This is a genomic window from Cupriavidus malaysiensis (genome assembly GCF_001854325.1).
In the GTDB taxonomy this organism is placed as follows: Bacteria; Pseudomonadota; Gammaproteobacteria; order Burkholderiales; family Burkholderiaceae; genus Cupriavidus; species Cupriavidus malaysiensis.
In genome coordinates this window covers 3,017,970-3,033,479 of record NZ_CP017755.1, presented here as the reverse complement: position 1 = coordinate 3,033,479, position 15,510 = coordinate 3,017,970, and the positions used below count along the sequence as shown (strand labels likewise).

16 protein-coding genes are annotated in these 15,510 nt (G+C 70.8%); 4 read left to right on the top strand and 12 right to left on the bottom strand.

Going from position 1 to position 15,510, the window contains the following annotated elements; all coding sequences use genetic code 11:
• Positions 1 to 100: 100 nt before the first annotated feature.
• Genes BKK80_RS32875 through BKK80_RS32865 form a run of 3 tightly spaced genes read right to left on the bottom strand, consistent with a single transcriptional unit; the run spans position 101 to position 2,892 of the window.
• On the bottom strand, positions 101 to 733 hold the full coding sequence (locus BKK80_RS32875; RefSeq protein ID WP_205683731.1) for a hypothetical protein: 633 nt from the start codon (positions 731 to 733) through the stop codon (positions 101 to 103).
• A gap of 60 nt (positions 734 to 793) precedes the next feature.
• The gene (locus BKK80_RS32870) at positions 794 to 2,209 is read right to left on the bottom strand and encodes a carotenoid oxygenase family protein (protein ID WP_071018129.1); all 1,416 of its coding nucleotides are present in this window, start codon (positions 2,207 to 2,209) and stop codon (positions 794 to 796) included.
• A gap of 59 nt (positions 2,210 to 2,268) precedes the next feature.
• Positions 2,269 to 2,892 (bottom strand): TetR/AcrR family transcriptional regulator, encoded by a 624-nt coding sequence (locus BKK80_RS32865; RefSeq protein ID WP_071039003.1) that lies wholly within the window; start codon positions 2,890 to 2,892, stop codon positions 2,269 to 2,271.
• A gap of 251 nt (positions 2,893 to 3,143) precedes the next feature.
• Between BKK80_RS32865 and BKK80_RS32860 the strand changes: the two genes are divergently transcribed.
• Positions 3,144 to 4,127 (top strand): LysR family transcriptional regulator, encoded by a 984-nt coding sequence (locus BKK80_RS32860; protein WP_071018132.1) that lies wholly within the window; start codon positions 3,144 to 3,146, stop codon positions 4,125 to 4,127.
• Positions 4,128 to 4,161: 34 nt separating this feature from the next.
• On the opposite strand, the gene BKK80_RS32855 is transcribed toward BKK80_RS32860, so the two are convergent.
• The 3 genes from BKK80_RS32855 to BKK80_RS32845 form a co-directional block, all read right to left on the bottom strand.
• A complete protein-coding gene (locus BKK80_RS32855; RefSeq protein WP_071039002.1) occupies positions 4,162 to 4,668 on the bottom strand; it encodes a DUF6630 family protein in 507 nt (168 codons plus the stop codon).
• A 95-nt stretch (positions 4,669 to 4,763) separates the two neighbouring features.
• Positions 4,764 to 5,453, bottom strand: a complete 690-nt coding sequence (locus BKK80_RS32850; RefSeq protein WP_071072864.1) for an ArsR/SmtB family transcription factor — start codon at positions 5,451 to 5,453, stop codon at positions 4,764 to 4,766.
• A gap of 102 nt (positions 5,454 to 5,555) precedes the next feature.
• Positions 5,556 to 6,416: a flagellar brake domain-containing protein gene (locus BKK80_RS32845; RefSeq protein WP_071038998.1), complete on the bottom strand. Its 861-nt coding sequence runs from the start codon at positions 6,414 to 6,416 to the stop codon at positions 5,556 to 5,558.
• Between the two features lie 569 nt (positions 6,417 to 6,985).
• On the opposite strand from BKK80_RS32845, the gene BKK80_RS32840 reads away from it, so the two are divergent.
• Together BKK80_RS32840 and BKK80_RS32835 are read left to right on the top strand one after the other, a co-directional pair.
• Positions 6,986 to 8,788, top strand: a complete 1,803-nt coding sequence (locus BKK80_RS32840; protein ID WP_083384379.1) for a GGDEF domain-containing protein — start codon at positions 6,986 to 6,988, stop codon at positions 8,786 to 8,788.
• Positions 8,789 to 9,022: 234 nt separating this feature from the next.
• A complete protein-coding gene (locus BKK80_RS32835; RefSeq protein ID WP_071072862.1) occupies positions 9,023 to 10,153 on the top strand; it encodes an AraC-like ligand-binding domain-containing protein in 1,131 nt (376 codons plus the stop codon).
• 65 nt (positions 10,154 to 10,218) lie between these two features.
• On the opposite strand, the gene BKK80_RS32830 is transcribed toward BKK80_RS32835, so the two are convergent.
• The 3 genes from BKK80_RS32830 to BKK80_RS32820 all read right to left on the bottom strand — a co-directional run bounded on the left by BKK80_RS32830 (position 10,219) and on the right by BKK80_RS32820 (position 13,235).
• Positions 10,219 to 10,590, bottom strand: coding sequence for a hypothetical protein (locus tag BKK80_RS32830; RefSeq protein ID WP_071018141.1), 372 nt, complete (start codon positions 10,588 to 10,590; stop codon positions 10,219 to 10,221).
• A gap of 143 nt (positions 10,591 to 10,733) precedes the next feature.
• Positions 10,734 to 11,264, bottom strand: a complete 531-nt coding sequence (locus BKK80_RS32825; protein ID WP_071072860.1) for a hypothetical protein — start codon at positions 11,262 to 11,264, stop codon at positions 10,734 to 10,736.
• Between the two features lie 18 nt (positions 11,265 to 11,282).
• Positions 11,283 to 13,235: a S8 family serine peptidase gene (locus tag BKK80_RS32820; protein ID WP_071072858.1), complete on the bottom strand. Its 1,953-nt coding sequence runs from the start codon at positions 13,233 to 13,235 to the stop codon at positions 11,283 to 11,285.
• A gap of 300 nt (positions 13,236 to 13,535) precedes the next feature.
• Here BKK80_RS32820 and BKK80_RS32815 point away from each other — a divergent pair, with 300 nt between their 5' ends.
• Entirely contained in the window at positions 13,536 to 13,898 is a 363-nt protein-coding gene (locus BKK80_RS32815) for an antibiotic biosynthesis monooxygenase family protein (RefSeq protein WP_071018145.1), read from the top strand.
• Here BKK80_RS32815 and BKK80_RS32810 read toward each other — a convergent pair.
• From BKK80_RS32810 to BKK80_RS32800, 3 genes are all read right to left on the bottom strand, one after another.
• Positions 13,879 to 14,112: a hypothetical protein gene (locus BKK80_RS32810; protein ID WP_071038993.1), complete on the bottom strand. Its 234-nt coding sequence runs from the start codon at positions 14,110 to 14,112 to the stop codon at positions 13,879 to 13,881. The two genes, BKK80_RS32815 and BKK80_RS32810, sit on opposite strands and share 20 nt — an antisense overlap.
• Before the next feature lie 71 nt (positions 14,113 to 14,183).
• Positions 14,184 to 14,369, bottom strand: a complete 186-nt coding sequence (locus BKK80_RS32805) for a hypothetical protein (protein WP_071038990.1) — start codon at positions 14,367 to 14,369, stop codon at positions 14,184 to 14,186.
• A 151-nt stretch (positions 14,370 to 14,520) separates the two neighbouring features.
• The gene (locus BKK80_RS32800) at positions 14,521 to 15,429 is read right to left on the bottom strand and encodes a S24 family peptidase (protein WP_231908204.1); all 909 of its coding nucleotides are present in this window, start codon (positions 15,427 to 15,429) and stop codon (positions 14,521 to 14,523) included.
• Between the last annotated feature and the right edge of the window lie 81 nt (positions 15,430 to 15,510).

Below are 15,510 nucleotides of genomic sequence, written 5' to 3'. Positions count from 1 at the left end.
CCACCCCTCTCCCCCACCCTCTGCCCGTGCGGGGAGAGGGAGCCAAGACCTCGAAGACCTCGTGCTTGGCCGCGGTGCTGGTGCATCGTTGTGGCTTGAGTCAGCGCGACGGCGTTTGCATCGCGCCGGTTTGCTCCCCTCTCCCGCTCGCGGGAGAGGGGCCGGGGGAGAGGGCCGGCGCTGGTTGTGCCATCGCCGCCCGCCGTACCGCCTGCGGGTAGCGGATGGTGAAGGTCACCGCGCCGGCGAAGGCCAGGATGGTCGCGGCGATGTCGATCCACAGCGGGATCGCGCTGGCGTATTCGGCGGCGGCGTCGGCCGCTACCATCACCGCCAGCGCCACGGCCCAGGCCAGCGTGATATGGCGGTTGACGGCGAGGAAGCGCGGCGAGTCCCAGTATTCGCGCGGTACCCGTTCGCGCGCATATTGCAGCGTGAACGGCCGTCCGATCGCCAGCGAGACGACCACGATGGCGAGCAGCCCGCTGTCGACCACCAGCCGCACGGTCGCCACTGTCCAGGCCGGCGACAGTACCAGGGTATAGGCCGCCAGCGCGCCGAACAGCAGCAGGCTGCCCACCTCCAGCGTCTTCAGCGATTCGCCGCGCCGCCGCATGCGCGCGCACAGCAGCAGCGAGACCAGGAAGGCCGCGCCCAGGCCGGCGAGCGGCGAGGCCAGGCGCATGGCGATGAAAAAGGCGATGAATGGCGCGAAGCCGGTCAGCATGCCCATGATGTGCTCCTTGTCCTTGTGTCCGGGGATCCGTGCATCGGCAGACGTGGACAGCCGGCTTCAGCCGTGGCTGCGCCAGTTGCCGTGGAAGCCGAATGGCACCCGGTGCGAGAGGTGCACCAGGGCCACCGGACCGCGCGCGATGTCGGTGGCGTCGAAGACCGCCAGGTCGCTGCGCTTGTCGGCGCCCCGGTAGACCGTCGCCAGCAGCCAGCCGTCACCCTCGGGCGCGTCGTCGGCGCGCGGCACGAAGACCGGTTCGGAGAGGCCGTCGCCCTCCGGCAGCAGCCAGGTCCTGCGCTGCCCGGTGACGGCGTCGAAGTGGGCCAGTCCGTCGAAGACGCTGCGCTCGGTGCTCTCGTGCCCGCGCCAGGCGAAATAGCCGTGGCGGGTGGGCTGCATGGCGAAGCGCTCGTCGAAGCGCGGGAATTCGCCGGGCAGGTCGTCCAGCCAGGTGCGCGTGAAGGTGTCGCTGTTGCCTTCCAGGTCGAAGGTCCAGCGGCACAGGCGCGCCGAGGTGCCGGCCGGGCCGGCGCCGGGGTTGAACAGCGGTGAACTGTCGTACTGCATCACGTCGGCGATGATCTTGCTGCCGTCTTCCCAGGCATTCATCACGTGGAACACATAGCAGGCATCGTTGCGGAACCAGCGCATGCGCGCAGCGCCGCCGCTGCGCGGCAGGATGCCGATGTGGGAGCCCCTGTCCGGTTCCCAGGCGTAGGCCGGCTCGCCGCGCATGGCGCGGTCCATGCTGCCGGACAGCGGCAGGATGGGGAAGAGCGCGTAGTGCTGCGTCACCATGAAGTCGTGCACCATGCTCGGGTAGGGCGCCAGCAAGCGCTCCAGGTGCGTCAGGTGTCCGGCGCTGTCGAGCTTGCCGTACAGCATGGACGGCGTGAAGGGGCCGTCGGCCGCATAGGCGAAGAACACCATCTCGCCGGTGCGCGGGTCGATCTTCGGGTGGGCCGTCATCTTGCCGAGCGCGTGGCCGCCGAGGTCGCTCTCGTAGCGCAGCGGACCCAGCGTGGTCAGCTCGCGCGCGTCGAGCGCGATCGGCGGATGCGCTTCCTCCAGCGCCAGCAGCTTGCCCCCGTGCCACAGGATGTTGGTGTTGGCCACGCCCTGCCCGTCGACTTCCTGCACCGAGGCATCGGTGGTGGCCGGGTTGCCCCAGCTGCCGAACAGGGCGCAGCCGGCCGCCTGCTCGCGGCGCAGCTTCTCGGTGCGGACCCAGCGGTTGCGGTAGCTGGCGCGGCCGTCGCCGATCTCGAAGGCATGCACCATGCCGTCGCCGATGAACCAGTGATAGAAGTCGTCGCGCGGCGCGAACATCGGGTTGGGGCCGTTGCGGTACAGCGTGCCGCGCAGCGCGCGCGGCAGCTCGCCGCTGACCGGCAGGTCCGGCGCGTCGCATTCCATCAGGATGGGGGCGAAGTTGCCCGTCAGGTAGGGGACGGACGGGAAGGGCTGGCTCATCGATGTCTCCTGCAGTGTGTGGGGGCGGCTCGGCGCGGCCGGTGGCTTGGCAGGGCTGGTCAGGGCGTGTCGCCGGCGGGTGCCGGCGGCGTGCGCATGCCTTGCACGAGAAGCCGCATCATCTCGCCGTGGATGGTGCGGAAATCGGGGGACTCCGGCAGCTTGCCGGCCAGGTGCAGTACCACCAGGCCGTGCACGGCCGCCCAGACCACGTAGCTGAGCACCTGCGGGTCGCCATGGATCTGGCCGCGTTCAGCCAGCATCTCCAGGTGGGCGCCCATGGTGCGGCGGGCGCGCTCGCCGGCCCGCTGCAGTTCCGGGTAGCGGCCGTCGTCGGGCTGCGACATGTCGAACATCAGCCGATAGGCGTTCGGCTGGGAGAAGGCGAAATCCAGGTAGGCGCGGCCGGAGGCGCGCGCGCGCTCGATGGGGTCTTCGATGCCGGTGCCGGCGTTTTCCATGGCGTCGGCGAAGCGGTCGAAGGCCGCCGCCCGCACCGCGGCGAGGATGTCCTCCTTGTCGCGGAAGTAGCGGTAAGGCGTCATCGGGCTGCAGCCCAGTTCCTCGGCCAGCTGGCGCATGCTGACGCTGGCCACGCCGCCCTCGGCGAAGCGGCGCTCGGCCACCTCGCACAGGCGTGCCTTGAAGGCATCGATCTCGGGTTGGGTCAGGGACTTGGCCATGGCATTCCAGGAATGTGCGCGCTCCGGCCGGGCCGGTCCCGCGGTATCACTACGATTATTTACAGTGTAAATATACAGTGTAAATTGTCAAGGAAAAGGCGGGGATGCCGTAGCAGTGATGCCGGTACGCCGGCACCGCCCGCCGTGCTTGCGGCACTGCGCTGCAGCATTGTTCGCCCTGTGGGACAATGGCCGGCCGCAGCTGACGCGCTTTCCAGCGCCGGTGCGGGCGAAGGTGGCGAGGCTTGCGAATGAAGACGATCGATTGGAAGGACTGGGAGATCTTCTGCCGGGTGGCGGAAGGCGGCAGTTTCACGCTCGGCGCGGAACTGGCGGATGTGCCCAAGTCGTCGGCCAGCGCCGCCGTGTCCCGGCTCGAGACCGAACTGGGCGTGCGCCTGTTCGAGCGCACCACCCGGCGCGTGCGCATCACCGAGCGCGGCCAGCAGCTCTACGAACGCGTCGCGCCGCATTTCAGCGCGCTGCGCGAGATCAGCGCCGAGGCCGTCTCGGTCAGCGAGCAGGTCAACGGCACCCTGCGCATCGCCACGCCCTACGAGGTCGGCTCGTCCCACCTGTCCGGCAGCCTGCTGCGCCTGCTCAAGCTGCATCCCGGGCTGCGCGTCGAAGTCGATGTCACCTGGGACCAGCCCGACCTGATCAAGCAGGGTTACGACCTCGCCTTCGTCATGACCCACACCGGACTGTCGGATTCCTCTTTCGCCAGCAAGCGCGTGGTGCTGGTGGAGCGCTGCTTCTACGCCTCGCCCGACCTGATCCGCATGCGCGGGCTGCCGCGCGTGCCGCAGGACCTGGCCGGCTGGCCGACCCTGGGCGATGCCGGCGACACCGAGTGGGAAGTGATGCATGACGGCGTGGAGGTGGCGCGGCTGCCGGTGCAGCCGCGTGTCGCCACCCACAATGCGGAGTTGCGGCTCAAGGCCGCCACCGAAGGGCTGGGCGTGGCACGCCTGTCCTCGCGCTTTGCCGGAGAGGAGGTCGAGCTGGGGCGGCTGGTGCGCCTGCTGCCGGCCTACACCTCCTCGCAACTCAAGGTCTATGTGCTGATGCCGGCCCGCAAACTGATGCCCGCCAGCGTGCGCGCCTTCCTCGATGTGCTGGAGGAGACGCTGGGCGTGCCCGATGCGCGCGGCGGCGCGGCGGCCGGCATCCGCCTGGGCGACCTGCCCGACGAGGACGGCGCGCCGCGTGTCGCGTCCGCGCTCCAGCCCTGACCCGGTCCCGATGCAGGCCTGGTGCAGCTCTGGTTCAGCCGGCGCGGTCGGCGCTGTGCACGTGCAGGCCCAGCCTGTGCGCCACGTCCAGCATCTCCGGATCGTCCTCGCTGCGTGTGATCCAGCCGGCATAGGCGTCGCCGCCGGTGTCCCAGGCCCATAGCGTGTAGCCGGCCACGCGCAGCTGCGCATGGACCAGCTCCATCAGCTCGGGCACGCTGTTGTCCTCCAGCAGGGCGGGATCCTCGGGGTCTTCCACGCCCCAGTCCGGCTCGAAGTCCAGGCGCGCGCAGAGGTGGCCGATGCAGCCGACGAAGCCGGCAGTGTCATCGGCGCCGACGCAGAAGCCCGATTCCCAGTCGATCACCTCCTTGATCAGCGCGGCCAGCGCCTCGCCCTCGGTGGCATCGGGATCGTCGTCCAGCCGCGTTTCGAGCGTGGCGAGCTGGTCGGCGCAGACGGCCGGGTCGTCGAGGTTGATCAGGGCGAGCAGGCGTTCCAGGGTGAACCGGAGGTCGTCGTGGTCGTCGTCGAGAGGCATTGTGTCGGGCGCAGGGGAAGTCTGGGTGGAGCAGGGTGAGGCGGGCCGCCGTGCATGGGGCCGGCCCGCGATGTTAGCCGGATCGCGGCGCGCCGTCAGCCCGCCAGGCGCGGGATCTCGCGCTGGCCGCCCGGCGTCAGGCGCAGCGCGCGCGAGCCGCGCACCGGTTCCACCCAGCCGCGCGCGAGGAAGCCGTCGAGCAGCGCGGCGCCGAGCGCGCCGCCCAGGTGGGGTTTGCGCTCGCTCCAGTCCGGACAGGTGCAGGCAAATTGCCGCCGCCGGCGGCGCGCGCCCTCCAGGTCCACGCCGAGTCCGCCGATGGCCGCGGCGCCGGCTTCGGTCAACTCCACGCCGGTTCCGGCCAGGTGCAGCCAGCGCGCCCGCACCATGCGCTCGAACAGCCCCACCGCCAGCTCGCCGGCCATATGGTCGTAGCAGGTGCGTGCCTGGCGCAGCGCGGCGGGTGCGCCGCGCGACGCCGGCAGCGCGCGCAGGCGCGGCGGCGGACTGGCCAGCGATGCCGCCGCCAGCGCCTCGATCGCAACCCCGATCTCGGGTGCGGCGAGCCGGTAGAAGCGGCTGCGCCCGCGTGCCTGCATCACCACCAGCCCGCCCTCGGCCAGGCGCGCCAGATGGCCGCTGGCCGACGAGGCGGAGAGGCCCGCGATCAGTGCCAGTTCGCCGGCCGGGCGCGCGCTGCCGTCCATCAGCGCCCACAGCATGGCGGCGCGGCCGGGGTCGGCCAGCAGGCCGGCGAGCTGGCTGATGCCAGGCGTGTATTCCATGGTTTCCCCCAGGGTGAAACGAGGATTCCAGTATAGGCCGGGGGCAGCAGAGAGAGGAGAAGGCCGGGGCGGCCGCAGTGGCAGCGGCCGCGCCGCCGCCGCTCAGCCCTTGGTGCGCAGGGTCGCGCTTTCCAGCAGTTGCTCGTGAATGAAGGAGCGCAGCAGCAGGGCCTCGCGTTCGTCGTAGGCATCGAAGGCGACGCCGACGCAGTGGAAGGGGCCGCTTTCGTCGGTGTTGGATTCGTCGCGGGTCAGGGCGTCGAGCACGAAGCGCGTGTTGCGGCCGGCCGCGCGCAGCGTGAAGGCGAGCTGCACCGGCTTGCCCGGCGCGGTCAGGGCGGCGCTGGCGGCCATCAGCGAGGCGCCGCCGAGGCTCAGGTCGGTAATGAGCACCGTCTCCGGCGCGGCGCTGCCGTCGGCCATCGACAAGGTGCCGGCGATACGCACCGGCACGCGGATGCTGCCGCGCATCTCGCGCGCGTCGATGTGCTTGATCTCGTCGAGCATCCAGTAGGGGAACGGCGCGCCCGAGCTGGCTTTGACGCGGGCCGAGAAGCTGTGGATGCTGGTGCCGGTGAAGCCGCGCAGCAGTACCGTCTCGCCGTCGAGTGCGTCCGCGTTGCGGCCCTCCAGCTTCGGCCAGGCGATGAAGGCCGCGTTCTCGGTGAAGCCGATCAGGCGGCTGGCGGCGGCCCGGCTGGCATCGCCGGGACGCTTTACGTGCAGCAGGGTGCCGACCACCAGGCCATAGCGGTCGCCCAGCGGGGATGCCGGTTCGTCCGGGCCGAGGGGCTCCATATCGTCCGCCCAGAAACAGCGGCCGCCATACATGGCGAGGGCCAGTTCTTCCTGGTTGTGGAAGACCGTTCCCTGGTCCGCAATCGGAAATCCCAACTCGTCGAGCAGCGCGGATTTCAACGGCTGCCCTAGTTCGATATCACTTGCTTTCGCTTCCCTGCGCATGGTTGATGTCCATTTACATCTGATGATAATAATCCACCCGCCCTTCACTGTCTGCCGATGACCGAGGCCAGGGCCGGGCATGCGCACAAGAGCCTCGGTGCGCACCGGCCGTCACAACCTGTCCGGCCCCTCCGGCGGCCCCGCCGGGCTTGCGCGGCGGGCGCTCAATTTGTCGGGGACGGTGCCGTAAAACGGGGACGCCTGCCCGGTACCATGCAGAGTCCATTCCAGTGTGGGGTGCTGTCAAATCCGCTTCCTGGAGTAGGCTCGCGTGCGGCCTGGCCGGGTCCGCACTGCCGGAGCGGGCGGGCTGGTCCCGCCCGCATCCGGGTACCGCGCGACGGCCGGCTGCCTGCCTGGCGGCGCCGGGCGGTCACGGCCCGGCCGATTGCCGAACGCGGAGATTACCCGCCCACTATGTCAAGAACCCATCGCCGTATCAGACAGGGCGCGCCTGCGTGGCGGGCCGGGTGGCGGCACCGCCACCCAGACGGGCGTGGCCGCCCTCGCCACGCCTGCGCCGCCCGTATCCCGCCGGCCGCGGCCGGCGGCGCCCGTTTGACCTCGATATGCTGAAGCGCAGGCTCGGCGCCGCCCTGCGCGCCTCCTCGCTGGAGCGCCGCTTCGGCCTCGTCACGGGCGCCCTGGCCGGCATCCTGCTGGCCGGGTCCGGCTGGCTGTTCCTCCATCAATGGGCCGCCTACGCCGACGCCGAGCGGGCGCTGGCGAACCTGCGCATCTTCCGCGCCGTGCTGCTCGCCATGGAGAAGGTGTCCGCCGAGCGCGGTCCGGGCAACGCCGCGCTCGGCGAAGACCTGCCGATCCCGAGCGCGCGCCTGGCCACGCTGCAGGCATTCCGTGGCGAGAGCGATGCCCGCATCGCGGACCTGCTGGGTGAACTGGCAGCGGCCGATTGCACCCCGTGCCGTGCCGAGCGGGCCGCGGTGCTGGTCGCGCAGGCCGACCTCGTCAGGGCGCGCGCCACCATCGACAGCCTGCTGCGGCAGCCGCGCGCGCGGCGTTCGAGCGCTTCGCTGTATCACGCGATCGATGGCATGGTCCGGGTGATCCCGCGCTTTGTCTCGATCGCCGACGCCGCCGCCGCCAGCGTCGACGAGGGGGCGCCCGGGATCCTGGGCCGCCTGCTGGCGGCGCGTCTGGCCGCGGTGCTGCGCGAGCAGGCCGGGCTGCTGGGCTCGCAGCTGGCGCCGGCCCTGGCCGCGCACCGGCCGCTGGGGGAGGCCGAGCAGTACGCGATCGAACGCACGCGCGGCACCATCGACCAGTTGCGCGGCCTGCTGCAGCCGCGCGTGCTCAACGATCCCGCCTTGGCGCACGGCACCTTCCAGCGCATGGAAAGCCAGTACTTCGACGAGGGCCTGGCCTATATCGAGCAACTGCGCGTGCTCGCGAGCGCGCCGGCGGGCACCGGCGTGACCACGGCCGAACTTACGCAGCACTACGTGCCGCTGATGGCCTCCATCGTTGCCTTCCGCGATGAGATCCTGGACCTGGCGCAGGCCCAGGTGCAGCGCTGGCGCGACACCCGCCTGGCGTGGCTGGCCGCCATCGGTGCCGCGCTCTCGGCCGTGATCGCCACCTTTTTCCTCAGTGCCCGGCTGTTCCGCCGCCAGGTGGTGCAGCCCTTCGCCGAAGCCACGCGCGACATCCGTGCCATCGCCGCCGGCCAGTTCACCGCGGTGGCGCCGGCGCAGCACTACAGCGGTGAGATCCGCGAACTGTTCGAGGCGGTGCAGGTGCTGCAGGAGCACAGCAGCGAGCGGGCCCGGCTGGAGCAGGAGCGCCACCGCCTGATCGAGGAACTGACCGTGCAGGCGGAGCGCGATGCGCTGACCGGCCTGCTCAACCGCGGCGCTTTCGAGCGCCAGGCGGCACCGGCCTGCGCGCAGGCGGGTCGGGCCGGCCGCATGCTGGCACTGACCTTGTTCGATGTCGACTATTTCAAGCGCATCAACGACACCTACGGCCACGCCGCCGGTGACCGCGTGCTGGTGCGCATCGCCCGTCTCTGCCGCGAGGTCTGGCAGGCGGACGAGATCGTTGCGCGCGTCGGCGGCGAGGAGTTCGCGGTGCTGGCCTTCGTACCCGGCCGCCGCGAGGCGGTGGCCCAGGCCCAGGCGCTGCGCGAGCGGCTGGGCCATGCCGGCATGCAGGCGGACAATGGCGAGGGGATCGCCATCCGCGCGAGCTTCGGCCTGGCCTTCGCCGCCGCGGGCGAGGCGGCCTGGCTGGAAGACCTGATGAAGCGGGCCGACCGGCAGCTGTACCGCGCCAAGGACGCGGGGCGCGATGGCATCGCGGTGGAAGACGAGCCGGGTGCCGGCACGGCCGGCTCCGCGCCCGTCGCCTGAACGCGGCTGAGGCGGCTGAGGCGGCTGAGGCGGCTGAGGCGGCTGAGGCGGCTGAGGCGGCTGAGGCGGAGGCGGAAGCGGAATCCGGCAAGACGGCCGGGCCGCTCACGGTGCCGGCCATTCCCATGGCGAGGGGCATTCGCTATGATCCTATCTGCACTTTTCCCCGCGCATCCGTGCTCGGTTCCATGAACTGCGCGCGCGCTGTTCCGATCACCGATCACCGAGACCTTCTTGTCCGCTGCCGCATCCGCCTCCCGCTCCGCATCCGCCCGCACCGGCACCCCGCTGGCGGACGCCGCCGCGCGCGCACCGGTGCCGCGGCTGCGGGTGCGGCTGGACGGTGGCGCCGACCCGCAGGCCACCGCTTCCTGGCGCATGGCGCTGGCACCGCTGTTCACGATCGAGGTTGACGGCGATGCCGCGGCCTTCCGCGGCGAACTGGACGCGGTGCACCTGGGCGACAGCCTGATCTCGCGCTGCAGCGCGTCGGTGGCGCACGCGTTCCGGCGTGGCGCCGGCGATATCCGCCGCAGCCAGGTCGACCACATCCTGATCCAGTGCTATCTCGCCGGGGCGGTCGAGGGGGACTACGGCGGACGCCAGGTTCATGCAGCGACCGGCTCGGTCAGCGTGCTGGACCTGGGCCGCGCGCTCGATTCGCGCGCGGGCGCCTTCTCCAACCTGACCCTGGTGGTGCCGCGCGACCACCTGCCGCTGTCCTTGCGGCGCCGCGACCTGCATGGCGCCGTACTCGAGCCGGCGCGCGCCGCCACGCGCCTGCTGGGTTCGCATCTGGCCGAGCTGCTGGAACACGGCGCCGACCTGACGCCGGAGGAAATGGCGGCCGGCGTGCGCGCAGCGCTGGTGCTGCTCGAAGGTGGCGCGGCCGCACTCGATGACGGCATGCTGCCGGCGCAGACCGCGGCGCGCCGCAGCATGCGCCGCCTGGTGCAGGGTTATGTCGACGCGCACCTGTGCGCCGAGACGCTGTCGGCCGCGCAGATCGCGCGCACCTTCCGCTTGTCGCGTGCCACGCTGTACCGCCTGTTCGACGACGATGGTGGCGTGCACGCCTACATCCAGGGCCGCCGCCTGGATCACTGCTTCGACGAACTGGCGCGTCCGCACGCGCATCCGCCGGCCATCGGAGAACTGGCCTACCGCTATGCCTTTTCCAGCGAAAGCGCCTTCAGCCGCGCCTTCCGCCGCCGCTTCGGCCTGAGTCCGCGCGAGGTGCGCGTGCTCTCTGCGCACGCGGCCCGCCCGCCCGCCGGCATCGGCGTGGCCGAGGCCGAAGCCGGCGAGGCGGCGCTGATCCAGGCCTGGCTGGCGGGATTGCGGCACGCAGGCGAGCGCGCCTAGCCGCTATCGCCAGCCGGCCGGAGGCTCGATGCGCGGTGCCCGGTGCCGCTCAGTCCTCCTCCAGCTCAGTCCTCCTCCAGCACTACCTGGCCGCCGCACTGGACGTAGCAGCTGCGATAACCCTCGTCGCAGGCGCTGGTGTCGGCGTAGGTCGAGCAGTAGCCGACCTTCTTCGCGCACTGTTCGCGCGCAGCCTTGTCGTTGCCCGCCACCGCGAGGCAGGCCGAAAGCTGCGTCGCACGCCGCGTCTCGCAGGCTTGTGCCTTGACGGCGGCGGTCTGCTCCTTGCCGGCGGCGCAGAGCTGCTTGTTGGTGTCGCAGGTGGTGACGCACTGGCGGCCGGCGGCCGTCTGCGGTGGGATATAGCGGTAGGAAGCGCAGGCGCCGGCGAGCAGCGCGAGCGCCGCCCAGGCCGCCAGGCGGTAGAGATGGCGCATGGGAGGCGGAAAGGGGAACCGTCGGTGGAGGAGGGGCGGGCCCGGCGCGAATTGCCGCGCCGGGCCCGCTGCAGGCGCGGCAAAGGGCCCGGCAGCGGGTTTGCTCAAGGTCAGCCCAGGGTCAACCCAGGGTCAGCCCAGGGTCAGCGCACCGTGCTCTTGCTGTAGCGGACCGGCACGTCCACGCCGGCGTCGGCGGGCAGCAGGGACTTGAGCCGCTCGCGCGCGGCGGCGGTGTCCTCGAAGCTGGCGAAGCGCAGGCTGCTGATGGCGATGTGGTCGTAGTACTGCACCGACACCGCGCGGATGCCGAGCTGGCCGACGGCCTGCTGCACGGCCTGCACCGGCACGCGCGAGACCAGCACCTCGTTGCGCGACTCGCCCACCACGCCGCGCGCATTGACCACCAGCGAGGTGGCCTCGGCGGCCGACGCCCCGCTGCTGAGCGTGCGCGGCTTGCTGTCGGTGTCGGGCAGCACGCGGTAGGCCTGGCCCCCGATCTGCACCTCGCGCGCGCCGCCGAGCGCGGCCTGCTGCGCCTGGCTGAGGCGGGTGCCGATGGCGTAGCCGGTGTCGGCGGCAGCGGCAGATACGGCGGGCAGGGCGAGGACGGCGGCGAGCAAGGCCGCGGCGCAGGCGCCGGACGCCGTACGGTCGAACGGATTGGTCTTCATCTGGATCTCCCCGCCGCCTCAGCGGGCGGCAATGATACGGTACTCGACAGCCAGCGGGCTGGCCAGCGTCACGGTGGACGTGCCGTCCCGCGGCGTGTAGTTCCTGCACTGGCCGGGGCCTTCGATCAGCGGCACGGCGTTGACCGCGTACACCTCCCAGGTGCCCGCCGCCGCTTCGCCGTAGAAGGCATAGCTGCCCAGTCCGTAGTGGTCGGCTGCGGCCGCGCCGGTCACGTAGAAGGCGTTGTAGGGCACCGCCAGCGCCGACACCGTGCCGGACGGCGACTTGACGAAGATGCCGACGCTGCCGAGGCAGACCGAGCCGCTCAGCCGCAGTTGCAGCGCATCCACCTTGTCGCTGCCGGTCACGGTGAACTGGCCGAGTTTCTGCACCTGGCCGTAGCGGAACTCGGTGATCTCGTCGAAGGCCTCGGTGAAGTCCGGCACCGTCAGTTCCGCCGGCTTGTAGGCCGTGTAGGCCCGCGCCGCCTTGACCGCCGCGCCGGCGTCGACGAGGCCGAAGCCGTACCAGTTCGAGTAGCGGTAGCCGGCGGCGTTCTTCTGCCAGCCCAGGTCCACGCGGGCGCTGCGGCTGCCATCCACCAGGCTGGCGTCGGTCGAGCCGGTGAAGCTGCTGTCGCGCAGGTTCACGCGCTGGTTGCGGTTATCGCGCGAGCCATAGCCAGGATCGATGGGCCTGGCGGTGGCGCGCAGGATTTCGCGCACGTCGCGCCAGCTCAGGTTCGGATTGGCCGACAGCATCAGCGCCACCACGCCGGTCACCGTCGGCGTGGCCGCCGAGGTGCCGTTCATGCTGGCGTAGTCGCAGTTGGCGTTGTCCTTCTGGTTGGTCACGCTGCCGGCCACCATGAAGTCGTTCACCTTGCTCACCCCTGTGCGGGCGTAGCCGCGCGCGCAGCCGTGCAGGTCGGTCGAGAAGATGGTCGGGCCGCTGCCCGCTTCGCCGTAGCGGCCGGCCTCGCCGCCCTCGCCACCCAGGCCCGTCACCCAGTTGACCGAGCCCGCGCTCGAATAGGAGGCACGCACGCCGCGGGCATTGGCCGCGCCGACCACGATCACGCCGGGCTCGAGCGCATCGGTGTCGTTGGCCGGGTTCTGGCAGCTCACCACGCCGCCCTGGCCGCCGACCGAAGCGCAGTACCGCGTCGGCTTCTCGCCGGTGTCGGCAAACTCATTGCCGGCCGCCTTGACCATCACCAGGCCCTTGCCGCCGCGTAACTTGGGGAAGGCGCGGATCAGCGGCGAGGCGTCCTCGCCGGTGTCATAGGCAAGTGGCAGCTTCGGGTTGTCGCCGTAGGACGCATTGATGATGTGCGCCGACCTCGACCAGTCGGCGCCGCCGTAGGCCTTGAGGGGATCGGCCTTGGCCGGGCCGATGAAGCGGGCGCCGCCGAGCACCGCGCGCGGCGCGATGCCCATCACGCCCTTGCCGTTCTGCGCCGCGCCGATGATGCCGGCGACTACCGTGCCGTGCGCTTCGTCGATGTTGGCGGCGATATCGGCCGGCGTGGGGTCGCTGCCGCCATCGTCGAAGTTGTGGGTCATGGCGCGGTTGACGTTGGCGGCCAGGTCCTCGTTGCCGATGTCCATGCCGTCGTCCAGCACCAGCACGTTGACACCCTGTCCCTTGAAGCCGGCGGCGTGCGCTTCCTCGACGTTGATGTCGGTGACGCCATCGGCGGTGCCGGTGAAGGCGCGGAAGAAGCTGGTGGCCTGCTTGAGCGCCCACTGGTAGGCATAGAGCGGCTCGGTGCTGCCGGTCTGGCAGGCGTAGCGCGCATCGACGCCGGTCTCGGCGCAGCCGGACGCCGGTGCCGTGGCACCGCCGCCCGTCGCCGGCGTGCCGCCGGCGCTCGTGGCGCCGCTGTCCGCGTTGTCGCCGCCGCAGGCGGCGAGCGCGGCCGCCGCAAGCAGCGTCAGCGATAGGTTCCTGGTGTAGGAGAACAGCATGGATTTACCCCCCTGTCGATCAATCGAGTGTCCTGGCCTCGGCCAGGGGGCCGCCTGCGGGCCGCTCTGGTGGCGGCGCGGCCGGCGGGCCGGCGGGGATTGTTGCAGGAGCGCGCCGCGCGTACTGTCCCGGGCGTCTCGGAAAATCGTGCCGTGCGTCTCAGCGGGTCGGAGGGGGCGGCCCACGCTTCATCACAGCATGAAACATGGCGGCGCACGGCGCTGGCACATTGGCGGCATGTCGTTCCGGAATCGTTGCCGATTCCCTGCCATGCCCCATCCCTTGCCTGGAAACCAGCCATGATCGCCGTCCTCTTCGAAGTCGAACCCGCCCCCGGCCGCCGCGACCAGTATCTCGACCTCGCCGCGCAGCTGTTACCCACGCTGCAGTCCATCGACGGCTTCCTGTCGGTCGAGCGCTTCGAGAGCCTGAGCACGCCCGGCAAGCTGCTGTCGCTGTCTTTCTTCCGTGACGAGGAGGCCGTGCGCCGCTGGCGCAATGTGGAAGCGCACCGGCGCGCGCAGGCGGCCGGTCGCGCCGGCGTATTCGCCGGCTATCGGCTGCGTGTGGCCCAGGTGCTGCGCGACTACGGGCTGGACGAGCGGGAGGCGGCGCCGGAGGACAGCCGGCAGGCGCACCCGCTCAGGCGGCCGCCCCGTTGAGCGCCGGTTGTGCGGAGTGTGCTGGCTGTGCCAGCGGGTCGGCCTGCGCCGCCGGCCGGTCCGAGCCGGCGCAACGGGAGGGGGGCGAGGAGGAATAAGGTCCCGGGGCGGGCACCAGGCCCCAGGCCTGGCGGGTGACGGCCACGATGTTCGCGGCCGCGTCGTGCTGGTTCGGCTGCCGGCTCGGATGCCGGTTCTGGTCAATGGTCTGCAATCGTCGGTTTTCCGCGAGTTTTGCCGCAAGGAATGAAGGCAGGGCCCGAGTCCCGCAGGCGGCGGCGCGACTCAGGTGTCGCTGACCGGCAGGCGCTCGCAAGGCGCGCAGCCGTCGTCGTGATCGCCGTCGTTTTCCCCCAGCAGCAGGTTGGCCACCGCGATCGCCGCCACCGCGACCACCATGGCGCGGAACAGCCAGCGATTGTTGCGCGCCCGCTTGTCCTGCGCCTTGCCCGGGTTGTCCTGATCGGTCATCGATGTTCCTCCTGCCTGGGTCGGCCACCGCTGCCGGCGACCGACGGAATCTTACCAAACACTTCTGATAATTGGAACCAAAAAGGTAACAATTCGGCTGGCTGTCTTTGTCCTATGGGGTCACAGCCAGCCCGGCGCCACCCCCTGCCGCCTAGTCGGGGCGCCAGGACGAGGCCTTGACGATGGCCGAGACGAAGGAAAGCTGCTCGATCTCCTCGGCCCGGATCTTCACCGTCTTGTGGTTCTGGTTGATCGACAGGAAGTGGGTGTAGCCGTCGCGCGTATAGCCGAGGATCTTCACCATCACCCGCCCGTCGCGCGATTTCACCAGCACCTCGTCGCCGCTGGCCACGGCCTGGTTGGGTTCGACCACGACGAATTCCCCGTCGCGGATGCGCGGCTCCATCGAGTCGCCGACGCAGCGCAGGCCATAGGCATCGGGGTCGGCGCTGAGGAAATGCAGGTAGCCGTCGCCGTGCCCGACCGGGTATTCCAGGTCGCAGAAGTGCCCGTTGTCGCCGAGCTGGGCCATTGCCACCACGGCGATCTTCTTGAATGCCTGCGGCGCGATCGGGATCGGGTGCCAGTCGTCGCTGTAGGCCACCGCCGGCGATGGCTGGCCCTTGCCGGTCAGCAGCCACACAGCGTTGACCTGGTAGCGCTCCTGCAGCACGGTGGCCTGGACCAGGGTCGGCTTGCGGCTGCCCTCGGCCCATTCCTGCACATCCGATTCCGGCGCGCCCACCGCTGCCGCCAGTTCCTTCTTGCGGATGCCCAGCCGTTCCAGCACGAAGCCGACGCGCGCGGCCAGGCCGTCCGACTGCGCCGGCGGCACGGCCGGCCGGCTTTCCGAATCCATCCAGAACTGCGGATAGCCGAAGGTCTCCTCGATCTTGCGCGCGGTGCGGTCGCCAATGTCCTTGCCGCCGCTCAGGTAGCGGTTGACCAGGGAGGGGGTGGAATAGCCGAGGGCCTGGGCGGCGCGCGACTGGTTGCCGTCGGACTTCTCGGCGATGGCAATCGAGAACTTCTCGCGGCGGATTTCTTTGATCGACTTCATGCGCGTGATTGAACCCGGTTTGACCGAGAAGGTAAATAGACCTTCATGGTAACAGATGAGTCTTGTAATGGTTACCGATAT